Source organism: Streptomyces triculaminicus (assembly GCF_017349075.1).
Taxonomy (GTDB): Bacteria; Actinomycetota; Actinomycetes; order Streptomycetales; family Streptomycetaceae; genus Streptomyces; species Streptomyces triculaminicus.
Genome location: NZ_JAFMOF010000002.1, coordinates 51,690 through 66,802, shown reverse-complemented (window position 1 = coordinate 66,802; position 15,113 = coordinate 51,690). Strand labels below are relative to the sequence as shown.

The 15,113-nt window shown below is 71.6% G+C and carries 14 protein-coding genes; 8 read left to right on the top strand and 6 right to left on the bottom strand.

Annotated features, from left to right (window positions below; all coding sequences use genetic code 11):
• Nucleotides 1-102 precede the first annotated feature (102 nt).
• The 3 genes from J1792_RS10290 to J1792_RS10280 all read left to right on the top strand — a co-directional run bounded on the left by J1792_RS10290 (nt 103) and on the right by J1792_RS10280 (nt 2,876).
• Entirely contained in the window at nt 103-1,029 is a 927-nt protein-coding gene (locus J1792_RS10290; RefSeq protein WP_086569457.1) for an ABC transporter ATP-binding protein, read from the top strand.
• Complete coding sequence (locus J1792_RS10285; RefSeq protein WP_086569459.1) at nt 1,026-1,796, top strand: ABC transporter permease; 771 nt, start codon at nt 1,026-1,028, stop codon at nt 1,794-1,796. The genes J1792_RS10290 and J1792_RS10285 overlap by 4 nt, the downstream gene beginning before the upstream one ends.
• Before the next feature lie 81 nt (nt 1,797-1,877).
• A complete protein-coding gene (locus J1792_RS10280) occupies nt 1,878-2,876 on the top strand; it encodes a COX15/CtaA family protein (protein WP_086569461.1) in 999 nt (332 codons plus the stop codon).
• Here J1792_RS10280 and J1792_RS10275 read toward each other — a convergent pair.
• From J1792_RS10275 to J1792_RS10265, 3 genes are all read right to left on the bottom strand, one after another.
• The gene (locus tag J1792_RS10275) at nt 2,849-3,907 is read right to left on the bottom strand and encodes an amidohydrolase (protein ID WP_086569463.1); all 1,059 of its coding nucleotides are present in this window, start codon (nt 3,905-3,907) and stop codon (nt 2,849-2,851) included. The genes J1792_RS10280 and J1792_RS10275 overlap by 28 nt on opposite strands.
• 74 nt (nt 3,908-3,981) lie before the next feature.
• On the bottom strand, nt 3,982-4,326 hold the full coding sequence (locus tag J1792_RS10270) for a hypothetical protein (protein WP_086569465.1): 345 nt from the start codon (nt 4,324-4,326) through the stop codon (nt 3,982-3,984).
• A gap of 103 nt (nt 4,327-4,429) precedes the next feature.
• Entirely contained in the window at nt 4,430-5,371 is a 942-nt protein-coding gene (locus J1792_RS10265) for a heme o synthase (RefSeq protein WP_086569467.1), read from the bottom strand.
• A gap of 457 nt (nt 5,372-5,828) precedes the next feature.
• Here J1792_RS10265 and tkt point away from each other — a divergent pair, with 457 nt between their 5' ends.
• From tkt to pgl, 5 genes are read left to right on the top strand one after another with little or no spacing between them, the layout of a single operon-like run.
• The gene (tkt, locus tag J1792_RS10260) at nt 5,829-7,910 is read left to right on the top strand and encodes a transketolase (RefSeq protein WP_086569469.1); all 2,082 of its coding nucleotides are present in this window, start codon (nt 5,829-5,831) and stop codon (nt 7,908-7,910) included.
• Nucleotides 7,911-7,943: 33 nt separating this feature from the next.
• Nucleotides 7,944-9,059, top strand: coding sequence for a transaldolase (tal, locus tag J1792_RS10255; RefSeq protein WP_086569470.1), 1,116 nt, complete (start codon nt 7,944-7,946; stop codon nt 9,057-9,059).
• A 1-nt stretch (nt 9,060) separates the two neighbouring features.
• On the top strand, nt 9,061-10,584 hold the full coding sequence (gene zwf, locus J1792_RS10250) for a glucose-6-phosphate dehydrogenase (protein WP_086569472.1): 1,524 nt from the start codon (nt 9,061-9,063) through the stop codon (nt 10,582-10,584).
• Nucleotides 10,581-11,651: a glucose-6-phosphate dehydrogenase assembly protein OpcA gene (gene opcA, locus J1792_RS10245; RefSeq protein WP_086569474.1), complete on the top strand. Its 1,071-nt coding sequence runs from the start codon at nt 10,581-10,583 to the stop codon at nt 11,649-11,651. Before zwf ends, opcA begins: the two co-directional genes overlap by 4 nt.
• On the top strand, nt 11,648-12,427 hold the full coding sequence (pgl, locus tag J1792_RS10240) for a 6-phosphogluconolactonase (RefSeq protein WP_086569477.1): 780 nt from the start codon (nt 11,648-11,650) through the stop codon (nt 12,425-12,427). Before opcA ends, pgl begins: the two co-directional genes overlap by 4 nt.
• An 83-nt stretch (nt 12,428-12,510) precedes the next feature.
• Here the strand turns inward: pgl and pgi are convergent, their stop codons facing one another.
• The 3 genes from pgi to secG all read right to left on the bottom strand — a co-directional run bounded on the left by pgi (nt 12,511) and on the right by secG (nt 15,078).
• The gene (gene pgi, locus J1792_RS10235; protein WP_207247754.1) at nt 12,511-14,163 is read right to left on the bottom strand and encodes a glucose-6-phosphate isomerase; all 1,653 of its coding nucleotides are present in this window, start codon (nt 14,161-14,163) and stop codon (nt 12,511-12,513) included.
• 158 nt (nt 14,164-14,321) lie between these two features.
• Nucleotides 14,322-14,609, bottom strand: a complete 288-nt coding sequence (locus J1792_RS10230) for an RNA polymerase-binding protein RbpA (RefSeq protein ID WP_004002138.1) — start codon at nt 14,607-14,609, stop codon at nt 14,322-14,324.
• A gap of 232 nt (nt 14,610-14,841) precedes the next feature.
• Nucleotides 14,842-15,078 (bottom strand): preprotein translocase subunit SecG, encoded by a 237-nt coding sequence (secG, locus tag J1792_RS10225; RefSeq protein ID WP_107431054.1) that lies wholly within the window; start codon nt 15,076-15,078, stop codon nt 14,842-14,844.
• Nucleotides 15,079-15,113: the final 35 nt, after the last annotated feature.

The window sequence follows — 15,113 nt, the reverse complement described above, 5'->3', positions numbered from 1 at the left end:
AGCGACGACTGGATCACGGAACGGTGGCTTTGATCACTTAGGGTCACCTAAGCGTCCACCCCGCCGGGCCTGGCGCGGGCCGGGCCTCCGTACACTTCCGGCATGCATGAAGAGCCCGCGGTCGAGGTCCACGGCCTGGTCAAGCGGTACGGGTCGAAGACCGCGGTCGACGGTCTGGACCTGACCGTCGCGACCGGCGGCGTCACCGCCGTCCTCGGCCCGAACGGGGCCGGCAAGACCACCACCATCGAGACCTGCGAGGGCTACCGCCGCCCCGACGCCGGCACCGTCCGCGTCCTCGGGCTCGACCCCGTCGCCGACTCCGCCGCCCTGCGCCCGCGCGTCGGCGTGATGCTCCAGAGCGGGGGCATCTACGCCGGCGCCCGCGCCGAGGAGATGCTCCGCCACACCGCCTCCCTGCACGCCCACCCCCTGGACGTCGACGCGCTGATCGAGCGCCTCGGGCTGGGCGACTGCGGCCGCACCACCTACCGCCGGCTCTCCGGCGGCCAGCAGCAGCGCCTCTCGCTCGCCATGGCCGTCGTCGGCCGCCCCGAGCTGGTCTTCCTCGACGAGCCGACCGCGGGCCTCGACCCGCAGGCCCGCCACGCCACCTGGGCGCTGGTGCGCGAGCTGCGCACCGACGGCGTGACCGTCGTGCTCACCACCCACTACATGGACGAGGCCGAACAGCTGGCCGACGACGTCGCCATCGTCGACGGCGGCAAGGTCGTCGCCCAGGACAGCCCCGAGAAGCTGTGCCGCGGCGGCGCCGAGAACACCCTGCGCTTCAGCGGCCGCCCCGGCCTGGACCTCGCCTCGCTGCTCAAGGCCCTGCCCGCCGACTCCGCCGCCGTGGAGCCGACCCCGGGCACCTACCGCGTCAACGGCCGGGTCGACCCCCAGCTGCTCGCCACGGTGACCGCCTGGTGCGCCCAGCACGGCGTGATGCCGGACCGCATAACGGTCGAGCGCCACACGCTCGAGGACGTCTTCCTGGAACTCACCGGTAAGGAGCTGCGCGGATGACCGCGACCGGTACCTTCGCGCCGAAGCCCGGCGCGGCCCCCCTCGGTCGGATGATCCGCGCCCAGGCCGCGCTCGAGACCCGGATGCTGCTGCGCAACGGCGAGCAGCTGCTGCTGACGGTGATCATCCCCTCCCTCCTGCTGCTTCTGTTCGGCACCGTCGACATCGTCGACACCGGCGAGGGCAAGGCCGTCGACTTCCTGGCCCCCGGCGTGCTGGCGCTCGCCGTGCTGTCCACCGCGTTCACCGGACAGGCCATCGCGACCGGCTTCGAGCGCCGCTACGGCGTGCTCAAGCGGCTCGGCGCCTCGCCGCTGCCCCGGTGGGCGCTGATGACCGCCAAGACGTGCTCGGTGCTGGTCACCGAGGTCCTGCAGGTCACGCTGCTGACGGCCATCGCCTTCGCGCTCGGCTGGTCCCCGCACGGCAACCCCCTGGCCGTCCTGCTGCTGCTCCTCCTGGGCACCGCGGCGTTCTCCGGGCTCGGCCTGCTGATGGCCGGCACGCTCAGGGCCGAGGCGACGCTGGCCGCGGCCAACCTCGTCTTCCTGCTCCTGCTGGTCGGCGGCGGGGTGATCGTGCCGCTGGAGAAGTTCCCGGACGCCGCCCAGTCGGTGCTCGCCCTGCTGCCCATCGCGGCGCTCTCGGACGGCCTGCGGGACGTCCTGCGGGACGGCGCGGGCATGCCCTGGGCCGACCTGGGCGTCCTGGCCGCGTGGGCCGTCCTCGGCCTGGGCGCGGCGGGCCGGTTCTTCCGCTGGGAGTGATCCCCCCGGGATCAGGGCGCGCCGGCGGCCGGACGGGCCCCTCGTGAATCCGTGCACAAGCACACCCTTACGATGACTCTCGTGCCGAAAACGCTGAACCCCCTCCAGATGGTCGCCGACCGTTGGCAGCCGTCCGCCCGCTTCGTCCACCGGGCGGCGCTGGCCTGCGTCGTCATGGCCGTGATCATCGTCGTGACCGGCGGGGCGGTGCGGCTCACCCAGTCCGGGCTCGGCTGCCCGACGTGGCCGACCTGCACCGAGGACAGCCTGACGCCGACGCCGGAGATGGGCGTCAACGGCATCATCGAGTTCACCAACCGCATGCTGACCTACGTGCTGTGCGCGGTGGTCGGCGTGGCGATCGTCGCGGCACGCGCGTGTGCCCCGCGCCGCCGTCCCCTCACCCGGCTGGGCTGGACGCAGTTCTGGCTCATCGCGAGCAACGGCATCATCGGCGGCATCACGGTGCTCACGGGGCTCAACCCGTACATCGTCGCCGCGCACTTCCTGGCGGCGACCGCGCTGCTGACGGTGGCCGTGGTGATGTGGCACCGCTCGGGCGAGGGCGACGACGAGCCGCGCGACCTGGTGGCCGGGCCGGTGCGTCAGCTGAGCTGGGTGCTGGTCGTCGCGAGCGCCCTGCTGATCGTGGTCGGCACCGTGGTCACCGGCTCCGGCCGGCACGCGGGCGACGCCAAGAAGGACGTCCACCGCATCCCGCTGGACTGGCGCGAGGTCACCCAGCTCCACGTCGACTTCGTCTACATCGTCATCGGCCTGACCGTCGCCCTGTGGTTCGTGCTGCGGGCCGTGAAGGCGCCGGCCGTGCCGCGCCGCCGGGTGGTCGAGCTGTTCGTCGTCCTGATGCTCCAGGGCGTCATCGGCTACGTGCAGTACTTCAACGACTCGCCGGAGTTCGTCGTCGGCGTCCACATGTTCGGCTCCTGCCTGGTGTGGATCGCGGTGCTGCGGGTGTTCCTGTCGCTGCGCGAGCGCGGCGAGGCGGCGGCGGTGCCGGCGCCCTCCGGGGAGCACGAGGCCGTGGCCGGCGGTCAGCCCGTGGCGGCGTCCAGCCGGTAGATCCTGCGCGCGGTGCCGGCGGCCACGAGCGAGGCGATGCGTCCCGCTTCCGCCGCCCGGCACCAGCCGTCGGCGACCCAGTCGCCCATGAGCCGCTCCATGGCCCGTACGAAGAGCCGGGCGGCCACCACATAGAGCTCCGCCAGCCCCCGGGCGCCCGTGGAGAACAACAGCTTGCCGAACGGCGCCTCGCCGAGGGTCTCCTCCGGCCGGGCGCCGACGTCCGCGTAGACGTGCGGGAAGACGGCGGCGAGCCGGGCGGCCTGCCGCCGGTGCCAGGGGTCCGGCAGCAGCACCAGGTCCACGCCCCGGCCCGCCATCGCCCGCAGGAAGCCCGTCAGCCGCCGGGGGTCGGCGCAGTGCAGCTGGACGGGAAGGCCCGTGGCGGCCGCGCACCACAGCAGGTACCGCCCGAGCACCGGGTCGCCGGGCGTCTCGCCCGGGCGGCGGGCGCGCAGCCAGCGCCCGGCCGCCGCGCGCACCTCGGCGGCCGGCGGCGGGGCGTCGTCGCAGGAGGCGACGCCGGAGGCGAAGGCCGTGGCAGTGCCGGAGGCGGCGTAGAGCGCCTCGGCCACGTGGGCGAGGAAGAGGTCCGCGCCGCCGGCGGTGTCGGCGACGCGGGCGGCGAGCGTTTCGAGCCGGACGACCTCGTGGGCGCGGCCGTCGGCGGCGCGGGCCAGCTCGGCGGGCGAGGTGAGACCGCCGGACGCGGAGGACTCCAGCAGGAAGGTGCCGATGCCGGCGCCGCGCAGCAGCAGCCGACCGGCGCGGTAGGCGCCCAGTTCGCGGCGTCTGGCGAGGTAGCGCACGGGCGCGCAGTGCGGCTCGAGGCCCAGCAGGGGCGGGCACCAGCGGCGTACGGCCAGGCCCGCGCGACTGTCGAAGAAGGTGGTGCCGGGCGGTGCGGGGCCGGTGGCGCCCGCGGCCTCGGCGAGGCGGGTCTCGAACTCCCCCAGGCCCACGTCGCCGTGGACGGCGCCGTGGCTGTGCTGGTCGACGAGCGGCGGTATGCCCCCGGTCAGGCCGTCCATGCCGCCTCCTCGCCCGTCCCCCACCGCGCGGCGCGCGGCGCCGCTCCCGGTGGGTCTAACGGGCGAGGGGGCCGTCAGTTATCGGCGGGGCCGTTGGAGGGGCCGCCGATCTGGATGCCGGCCATCCGCGACCACTCGTAGGGGCCGGTGCGGACCTTGGCGGCGAGCTCGCCGTCGAAGTCGTCGTGGAGGGTGATGCCGGCGATCTCGGCGGCCTGCCGCGCGGTCTCGTAGGAGCCGGCCACGAGGTTGCCCCACTCGCCGTTGGCGCCGACCAGGGCGATGCGGGTGGTGCCGCGGGCGATGTGGGCGAGCTGGCCCTCAGCGGCGCCGCCGTGGCTCTTGGCGAAGGCCGTGATCTGCTTGGCCAGCTTCGCCGCCTGCTTGGGGTGGGCCGCTGCCTGCTTGTTGTCTGCCATGGCCAGGATGCTACCGACGAGTAGCCCAAACGGCGACGGGCGGTCCGGGTGGCTTTGGCCACCCGGACCGCCCGTCGGTGAGATCGGCGGCCGCGGCGCGGGACTAGCGCAGGAAGGGGTCGATCGCCACGGCGGTGAACAGCAGCGACACATAGGTGATCGACCAGTGGAACAGGCGCATCTCCTTGAGCTTCGCGCCCGTGACACCCGCCTTGGCGCGCGCCTGCAGCGCGTGCGCCTCCTTCAGCCACAACGCGCCGCAGACGACGGCGACGACGGTGTAGAACCAGCCGGTGTAGCCCAGCGGGGTGAGCAGCAGGGAGACGGCGACCATCACCCAGCTGTAGAGGACGATCTGCTTGGCCACGGCCTTGTTGCCCGCGACGACCGGCAGCATCGGCACGCCGACGCGCTCGTAGTCGTCCTTCACCTTCATCGACAGCGGCCAGTAGTGCGGCGGCGTCCAGAAGAAGATGACGAGGAAGAGGATCAGGGAGGCCCAGGAGACCTCGTTCTTGACCGCGGACCAGCCGATGATGACCGGCAGGCAGCCCGCGATGCCGCCCCAGACGATGTTCTGCGCGGTACGCCGCTTGAGGATCATCGTGTAGACGACGGTGTAGAACACCGAGGCGCCGAGCGAGAGCATGGCCGACAGCGGATTGACCAGGAACCAGAACCACGCGGTCGACCCGACGGTCAGCGCGGAGGCGAAGACCAGGCACTCACGGGGCGAGACCATGCCCGTGACGAGGGGACGCTGGGACGTACGGTCCATCATCGCGTCGATGTCGCGGTCGTAGTACATGTTGAACGCGCCCGCGCCGCCGGCGGAGAGGTAGCCGCCGATGCAGGTGGCCAGCACGAGCCACAGGTCGGGGACGCCCTCGGCCGCGAGGAACATCACCGGCACCGTCGTCATCAGCAGCAGCTCGATGACGCGCGGCTTCGTCAGTGCTACGAACGCCTTGACACGGGCCCCGAACGGCCGGTGACCGGGGGCCTCGGCGAGCACCCCCGCAGGACGGGTTTCGACGGCCGTCACGCACACCCCTGACAGAGATAAGGCCAGCAAGCGCGTCCGGGCGGGTTGTCCCGGGTGAAGGCTTGCGCGTACCAAGCCACTCTAGACGCAGGGGTGAGCCCCTCCTCCGCCGGGGTGGGGTCGTGTTGGGGCCGCCGCGCCACCGGATCTTGCGGCCGCCACGCCGCCGGATCGCATGTGGCCGAATCCGGCAGATCGGTCGTGTTCGACAGGCGGGCTCGGGCGGCGCCCGGCAGGCTGGGAGAAGGGCCGCCACGCCATGGCGGGAATCTTTGCCGAGCCGAGGAGGTTGCCGGGGGCGACGATCAATTGCGGGCACTCATTTGAGTGCCCATGAGCCCGACTGTTCGTCGAAAAAATGCGTGTCCAGGCGGGGGTAGGCTCGACTTCGCCGCGTCGTGGCGGGCAATACCGCCCCCGGCAGATTGAACATGTGGAGAGGAGCCCTGATCCGAGGGTGAGCACCAAGCCGACCACCACAGACCTCGAATGGACCGAACTGGACCAGCGGGCCGTCGATACCGCCCGCGTCCTGGCCATGGACTCCGTGCAGAAGGTCGGCAACGGCCATCCGGGCACGGCCATGAGCCTGGCGCCCGCCGCCTACCTGCTGTTCCAGAAGCTGATGCGGCACGACCCCAGCGACGCCGGCTGGACCGGCCGCGACCGGTTCGTCCTCTCCCCCGGTCACACCAGCCTGACCCTGTACGTCCAGCTCTTCATGGCCGGCTACGGCCTGGAGCTGTCGGACCTGAAGGCCTTCCGCACCTGGGGCAGCAAGACCCCGGGCCACCCGGAGCACGGTCACACCCGCGGCGTGGAGACCACCACCGGCCCGCTGGGCCAGGGCATCGCCAACGCGGTGGGCATGGCCATGGCCGCCCGCTACGAGCGCGGCCTGTTCGACCCGGAGGCCCCGAAGGGCGAGTCCCCCTTCGACCACACCATCTGGGCGATCGTCTCCGACGGCGACCTGGAGGAGGGCATCTCCGCCGAGGCGTCCTCGCTGGCCGGTCATCAGAAGCTGGGCAACATCGTCGCCCTGTACGACGACAACCACATCTCGATCGAGGGCGACACCGAGACCGCCTTCTCCGAGGACGTCCTCAAGCGCTACGAGGCCTACGGCTGGCACGTCCAGCGCATCGAGCAGGCCGCCAGCGGCGACTTCGACGTCCAGGCGCTGTACGCGGCGCTGAAGGCGGCGCAGGCCGAGACCGAGCGCCCCTCGATCATCGCGGCCCGCACGATCATCGCCTGGCCGGCCCCGAACGCGCAGAACACCGAGGCCTCGCACGGCTCGGCGCTCGGCGAGGCCGAGGTCGCCGCCACCAAGCGCGTGATGGGCTTCGACCCCGAGCAGCACTTCCAGGTCGAGGACGAGGTCTTCACCCACGTCCGCAAGGTCGTCGACCGCGGCCGCGAGGCCCACGCCGCCTGGGACAAGCGGATCCAGGAGTGGCGCGAGGCAAACCCCCAGCGCGCCGCCGACTTCGACCGCATCAGCGCGGGCGAGCTGCCCGACGGCTGGGAGAAGGCCATCCCGGTCTTCCCGGCCGGCAAGGACGTCGCGACCCGCAAGGCGTCCGGCGAGGTCCTCAAGGCGCTGGGCGGCGTGATCCCCGAGCTGTGGGGCGGCTCCGCCGACCTCGCGGGCTCGAACAACACCACGATCGACGCGTCGTCGTCCTTCCTCCCCGAGGGCAACCCCCTCCCGGAGGCGAACCCCTACGGCCGCACGATCCACTTCGGCATCCGCGAGCACGCCATGGGTTCGACCATGAACGGCATCGCGCTGCACGGCAACACCCGCGTCTACGGCGGCACCTTCCTGGTGTTCTCCGACTACATGCGCCCGGCCGTCCGCCTGGCCGCGCTGATGAAGCTGCCGGTCACCTACGTGTGGACGCACGACTCCATCGGCCTCGGCGAGGACGGCCCGACCCACCAGCCGGTCGAGCACATGGCCGCCCTGCGCGCCATCCCGGGCCTGAACATGGTCCGCCCGGCCGACGCCAACGAGACGGCGATCGCCTGGCGCGAGATCACCAAGCGTCACACCACCCACCCGGCGCCGCACGGTCTGGCCCTCACCCGCCAGAACGTCCCGACCTACGAGGCCAACGAGGGCGTCGCCAAGGGCGGCTACGTGCTGTTCGAGGCCGAGGGCGGCCGCCCGCAGGTGATCCTCGTCGGCACCGGCTCCGAGGTCCAGCTGGCCGTCGAGGCCCGCGAGGTCCTGCAGGCCGAGGGCATCCCGACCCGCGTGGTCTCGATGCCGTCGGTCGAGTGGTTCGAGGAGCAGGACGAGGCGTACCGCGACGGCGTGCTGCTGCCGGACGTCAAGGCCCGCGTGGCCGTCGAGGCGGGCATCGGCCTGACCTGGCACCGCTACGTCGGCGAGGCCGGCCGCATCGTCTCGCTGGAGCACTTCGGCGCCTCGGCGGACTACAAGGTGCTCTACCGCGAGTTCGGCCTGACCTCCGAGGCCGTGGTCGAGGCCGCCCGCGAGTCGATCGCCGACGCCAACCGCCGCTGACGCCGCACACACCATCAAGTAGGAGCCGAACTCATGACAGACGCACTCAAGCGCCTCTCCGACGAAGGCGTCGCGATCTGGCTCGACGACCTGTCCCGCAAGCGCATCACGTCCGGCAACCTGGCCGAACTGATCGACCAGAGCCACGTCGTGGGCGTCACGACCAACCCGTCGATCTTCCAGAAGGCGATCTCCAGCGGTGAGGGCTACGAGCAGCAGCTCGCCGACCTCGCGGCCCGCAAGGTCACCGTCGACGAGGCCATCCGCATGATCACCACGGCCGACGTCCGCGACGCCGCCGACATCCTGCGCCCGGTCTTCGACGCCACCGACGGCCAGGACGGCCGGGTCTCCATCGAGGTCGACCCGCGCCTGGCACACGACACCCGCGCCACGGTCGCCGAGGCCAAGCAGCTGGCCTGGCTGGTGGACCGCCCCAACACCCTCATCAAGATCCCGGCGACCAAGGCGGGTCTGCCGGCCATCGCCGACGTCATCGGCCGGGGCATCAGCGTCAACGTCACGCTGATCTTCTCCCTTGAGCGCTACCGCGCGGTGATGGACGCCTACCTCACCGGCCTGGAGCAGGCCAAGGCCGCGGGCCTGGACCTGTCCCTGATCCACTCGGTCGCGTCCTTCTTCGTGTCCCGCGTGGACGCCGAGATCGACAAGCGTCTGGACGCGCTGGGCACCGACGAGGCCAAGGAGCTGCGCGGCAAGGCGGCGCTGGCCAACGCCCGCCTGGCCTACCAGGCGTACGAGGAGGTCTTCTCCTCCGACCGCTGGGCCGCCCTGGAGAAGGCCGGCGCCAACAAGCAGCGTGCGCTGTGGGCCTCGACCGGCGTCAAGGACCCGGCCTACAAGGACACCCTGTACGTGGACGAGCTGGTGGCGCCGAACACGGTGAACACCATGCCGGAGGCCACCCTGGAGGCCACCGCCGACCACGGCCGGATCACCGGCGACACGGTGCGCGGCACGTACGAGCAGGCCAAGGCCGAGCTCGACGCGATCGCGAAGCTGGGCATCTCGTACGACGAGGTCGTCCAGCTCCTCGAGGACGAGGGCGTCGACAAGTTCGAGCAGGCGTGGAACGACCTTCTGAAGTCCACTGAGGCGGAGCTCAAGCGCCTCGCTCCGGAGGCATGAATTGAGCAGCAGCAATCCGCTGCGTGACGCTCTGGACCGACGGCTCCCGCGTATCGCGGGGCCGTCGGGCCTGGTCATTTTTGGCGTCACGGGCGATTTGTCCCGTAAAAAGCTGATGCCCGCTGTGTATGACCTGGCCAACCGAGGCCTGCTGCCGCCGGGCTTCTCCCTGATCGGCTTCGCCCGCCGCAGCTGGGCCGACGAGGACTTCGCCCACGAGGTCTACAACGCGGTCAAGCAGCACGCGCGCACCCCCTTCCGTGAGGAGGTCTGGCAGCAGCTGGTGCAGGGCTGCCGCTTCGTCGAGGGCGACTTCGACGACGACCAGGCCTTCGAGACGCTGAAGGAGACCATCCAGGAGCTCGACAAGGCGCAGGGCACGGGCGGCAACTTCGCCTTCTACCTGTCGGTGCCGCCGAAGTTCTTCCCCACGGTCGTCCAGCAGCTCAAGAAGCACGGGCTGGCGGAGCAGACGGAGAGCACCTGGCGGCGCGCCGTCATCGAGAAGCCCTTCGGCCACGACCTGAAGAGCGCCCAGGAGCTCAACCGGATCGTCCACGAGGTCTTCCCGGCCGAGGCGGTCTTCCGCATCGACCACTACCTGGGCAAGGAGACGGTCCAGAACATCCTGGCCCTCCGCTTCGCCAACACCCTCTTCGAGCCGATCTGGAACCGGTCCTTCGTCGACCATGTGCAGATCACCATGGCCGAGGACATCGGCATCGGCGGCCGCGCCGGCTACTACGACGGCATCGGCGCCGCCCGTGACGTCATCCAGAACCACCTCCTGCAGCTGCTGGCGCTGACCGCGATGGAGGAGCCCGCCTCCTTCGACGCCGACGCGCTCGTCGCGGAGAAGACCAAGGTGCTCGGCGCCGTGCGGCTGCCCAAGGACCTCGGCAAGGAGACCGTGCGCGCCCAGTACGCGCACGGCTGGCAGGGCGGCGAGGAGGTCGTCGGCTACCTCGAGGAAGACGGCATCGACCCCAAGTCGAAGACCGACACCTACGCCGCGATCAAGCTGGAGATCGACAACCGCCGCTGGGCGGGCGTCCCCTTCTACCTGCGCACCGGCAAGCGGCTCGGCCGCCGCGTCACCGAGATCGCGGTCGTCTTCCAGCGCGCCCCGCACTCGCCCTTCGACCACACCGCCACCGAGGAGCTGGGGCAGAACGCCCTGGTCATCCGGGTGCAGCCGGACGAGGGCGTCACCATGCGGTTCGGCTCGAAGGTGCCCGGCACCTCGATGGAGGTCCGGGACGTCTCGATGGACTTCGCCTACGGCGAGTCCTTCACCGAGTCCAGCCCCGAGGCGTACGAGCGGCTCATCCTCGATGTGCTGCTCGGCGACGCCAACCTCTTCCCGCGCCTGCGCGAGGTGGAGCTCTCCTGGGAGATCCTCGACCCGATCGAGGAGTACTGGGACAAGCACGGCAAGCCCGCACAGTACGCGGCCGGCACCTGGGGTCCGGCCGAGGCGGACGAGATGCTCGCACGAGACGGACGGAGCTGGCGTCGGCCATGAAGATCGATCTCACGGACACCACGGCCAGCAAGATCAACAACGCCCTGGTCCAGGGACGCCGCGCGCTGGGCGCCCCCGCCGTCGGCATGGTGCTCACGCTGGTCATCGTCACCGACGAGGAGCACGCCTACGACGCGCTCAAGGCGGCCAACGAGGCCTCCCGCGAGCACCCCTCGCGCAAGCTCGTCGTCATCAAGCGCGTCAGCCGCTCCCCGCGCGACCGCGCCCAGGCCCGGCTCGACGCCGAGGTCCGGGTGGGCGCCGACGCCGGCGCCGGCGAGACGGTGGTGCTGCGGCTGTACGGCGACGTCATAGACCACGCCCAGTCGGTGGTGCTGCCGCTGCTGCTGCCGGACGCCCCCGTGGTCGTCTGGTGGCCGGTGGCCTCTCCGGTCGACCCGGAGAAGGACCCGCTCGGCGCGCTCGGCCAGCGCCGGGTCACCGACACCTACGCCGCCGAGGACCCCCTCGCGGAGCTCTCCTCGCGCGCCGCGAACTACTCGCCGGGCGACACCGACCTGGCCTGGGCCCGGATCACGCCGTGGCGCTCGATGCTCGCGGCCGCCCTGGACCAGCAGCCGGACGTCGAGGTCATCTCGGCCGAGGTCGAGGGCGAGGGCTACAACCCCAGCGGTGAGCTGCTGGCCATGTGGCTCGCCGACCGCCTCGGGGTCACCGCCCGCCGCACCGTCTCCGACGGCCCCGGCCTGACGGCCGTCCGCCTGGAGACCAGGGCCGGCGTCATCACCCTCGACCGCCCCGACGGCTCCCTGGCCACGCTCTCCATGCGCGGCCAGCCGGACCGCTCGGTGGCACTCAAGCGGCGCGACACCGCCGAGCTCCTCGCCGAGGAGCTGCGCCGGCTGGACCCGGACCTCATCTACGAGTCCGCCCTGAAGTACGGCGTGGAGCGGCTCGGCGAGCCGGTACCGGCCACGCCCGCGGCCGCCGCGCCGGCCGCCGGGGAGCAGCCGGCCGAGGAGCCCGCCGGTGAGCCCGCCGAGCAGGCCGAGGAGCGGCCCGCCCCGGCGAAGAAGGCCTCCGGCAAGAAGGCGGCGGGCAAGTGAGCACGCCTCAGATCGTCGTCCACCGGGACAAGGAGCTGATGGCCCAGGCCGCGGCGGCCCGGCTGATCACGAAGATCGTGGACGCCCAGGCCGCGCGCGGCTCGGCCTCCGTCGTCCTCACCGGCGGGCGCAACGGCAACGGGCTGCTCGCGGCCCTCGCCACGGCGCCCGCCCGGGACGCGGTCGACTGGTCGCGGCTGGACCTGTGGTGGGGCGATGAGCGGTTCCTGCCGGAGGGCGACCCCGAGCGCAACGCCACGCAGGCGCGCGAGGCGCTGCTGGACGCGGTGGACCTCGACCCGGCGCGGGTGCACTACATGCCCGCGGCGGACGGCACGTACGACGACGCGGACGCGGCGGCGGAGGCCTACGCGGCCGAACTGGCCGCCGCGGCCCGCCCCGAGGACCACGCTCCGGTGCCGGCCTTCGACGTCCTGCTGCTGGGCGTCGGCCCGGACACCCACGTCGCCTCGCTCTTCCCGGAGCTGCCGGGCGTACGGGAGACCGAGCGCACGGTCATCGGCGTGCACGGCGCCCCCAAGCCCCCGCCCACGCGCGTCTCGCTGACCCTCCCGGCGATCCGGGCGGCCCGCGAGGTGTGGCTGCTGGCGGCGGGCGAGGACAAGGCCAACGCCGTGGCGCTCGCGCTGAGCGGCGCGGGCGAGATCCAGGCCCCGGCCGCCGGGGCGTACGGGACCCGGCGCACGCTGTGGCTCCTGGACGCCGCGGCCGCGGCAAGGCTCCCCCGGGACCTGTACCCGCCGGCTTCGCCCTGAGCCGAGTAACACCAATGGGCCCCACTCCCTGGAGGGAGTGGGGCCCATTGTCGTTGACGCCGGTGCGGCCCGGGCCCAGGCGCCTAGCGCCCCCGCAAGGCGCGGTAGCGCGCCACCAGCGCGGCCGTCGACGCGTCCAGCCCCGGCACGTCCGCGCCCTCCGTCAGCGCCGGCTCGACGCGCTTGGCCAGTACCTTGCCGAGCTCGACGCCCCACTGGTCGAAGGAGTCGATGTTCCAGATCGCGCCCTGGACGAACACCTTGTGCTCGTACAGGGCGATGAGCTGACCGAGCACCGACGGGGTCAGCTCGCTCGCGAGGATCGTGGTGGTCGGGTGGTTGCCGCGGAACGTCTTGTGCGGGACGAGCTCCGGCGGGACGCCCTCGGCCGCGACCTCCTCGGGGGTCTTGCCGAAGGCGAGGGCCTGGCCCTGGGCGAAGAGGTTGGCCATCAGCAGGTCGTGCTGGGCCACCAGCCCCGGCGGGAGGTCGTCGACGGGCTTGGCGAAGCCGATCAGGTCGGCGGGGATCAGCTTCGTCCCCTGGTGGATCAACTGGTAGTAGGCGTGCTGCCCGTTGGTGCCGGGGGTGCCCCACACCACCGGTCCGGTCTGCCAGCTGACGGGGTGACCGCCGCGGTCGACGGACTTGCCGTTGGACTCCATGTCCAGCTGCTGCAGATAGGCGGCGAACTTCGACAGGTAGTGGCTGTAGGGCAGCACCGCGTGCGACTGGGCGTCGTGGAAGTTGCCGTACCAGACGCCCAGCAGGCCGAGCAGCAGCGGGGCGTTCTCCTCCGGCGGCGCGGTGCGGAAGTGCTCGTCGACGAGGTGGAAGCCGGCCAGCATCTCGCGGAAGTGGTCCGGGCCGATGGCGATCATCAGGGAGAGCCCGATGGCCGAGTCGTAGGAGTAGCGCCCGCCGACCCAGTCCCAGAACTCGAACATGTTGGCGGTGTCGATGCCGAAGTCGGCGACCTTCGCCTCGTTGGTGGACAGCGCGACGAAGTGCTTGGCCACCGCGTCCTCGCCGGCGCCCAGCTCGGCCAGCAGCCAGTTGCGGGCGGAGGTGGCGTTGGTGATGGTCTCGATGGTGGTGAAGGTCTTCGAGGCCACGATGAACAGCGTCTCGGCGGCGTCGAGGTCGCGCACGGCCTCGTGGAGGTCCGCGCCGTCGACGTTGGAGACGAAGCGGAACGTCATGTCGCGGTCGGTGTAGGCGCGCAGCGTCTCGTAGGCCATCGCGGGGCCCAGGTCGGAGCCGCCGATGCCGATGTTGACGACGTTCCTGATGCGCCGTCCGGTGTGGCCCTTCCAGGCGCCCGAGCGCACCCGGTCGGCGAAGACCTGCATCTTGCGCAGCACCGCGTGCACGGCGGGGACGACGTTCTCGCCGTCCACCTCGACGACGGCGGACTCGGGGGCCCGCAGCGCGGTGTGCAGCACGGCGCGGCCTTCGGTGGTGTTGATCTTCTCGCCGCGGAACATGGCGTCGCGGAGCCCGGCCACGCCGGCGGACGTCGCCAGTTCGCGCAGCAGTCGCAGCGTCTCGTCGTTGACGAGGTGCTTGGAGTAGTCCAGGTGCAGGTCGCCGACGTTGAGCGTGTACGTCTCGGCTCGGCGCGGATCGGCGGCGAACAGCTCCCGCAGGTGCGTCCCGCCCAGTTCGTCCCGGTGCTTGGCCAGAGCGTTCCACTCGGGAGTACGGTCCAGCCGGGTGCGGCCCTCTGCGTTCATCTCGGACATCAGCCCACTTCTTCTCGTTACGGCCCCGCTGATCTCCAACCTAATTGATCTGCCGCCCATTCCGGGCACAGGCGGGCATGCGACGGCCCGGCCGCACACCCGCGAAGGGGTGTGCGGCCGGGCCGTTGACGATGTGTCGTTGTCGTCGCTCAGATCTCCCCGCGGAGCTTGGCGAGCGCCTCGGCGAGGATCGCCTCGCCATCGGCGTCGCTGCGCCGCTCACGGACGTACGCCAGGTGCGTCTTGTAGGGCTCGGTGCGCGGCGGGTCCGGGGGGTTGTCCCGGTCCTGGCCGGCCGGGAAGCCGCAACGCGGGCAGTCCCAGGTGTCCGGCACCTGTGCGTCACTGGCGAAGCTCGGCTGCGTCTCGTGCCCGTTGGAGCACCAGAAGGAGATGCGCAGGCGCGGCGCGGACTCGCCCCGCTCGGCCTCACCCATCGGCCCCGCCCCGACCCGGCTTCCCCGGATCGCGTTGCCACTTGCCACGGTCGTAACTCCCTGCGTGATGGTGCTGCACTGTGCCGGATAGCGGCTGCGCCGCGGGGTCCTCGATCGGCTCCGCTGCGGGCGCCCCAGTCTACGTAAGGCCCAACGCGCGTCCAGTGGCAGGAGTTACAGACCGGCCGTAAGGACGCAAGCCCCCATCATAGGCGGCTCATACGACGGTATGTCAGCTGTCGAGCTTCATCAGCAGTCCGAGCACGATGATGCACGCGAACCACAGCAGACCGATCACGATCGTGATCCGGTCGAGGTTGCGCTCGGCGACCGAGGATCCGCCGACGGAGGACTGCATGCCGCCACCGAACATGTCGGACAGGCCGCCGCCCTTCCCCTTGTGCATGAGCACCAGCATCATCATCAGCAGGCTGAAGACGATGAGGGCGATCGAGAACCCGATGACCACGGCTGGACCAACTCTCTCGGACTGACTCGGATGGA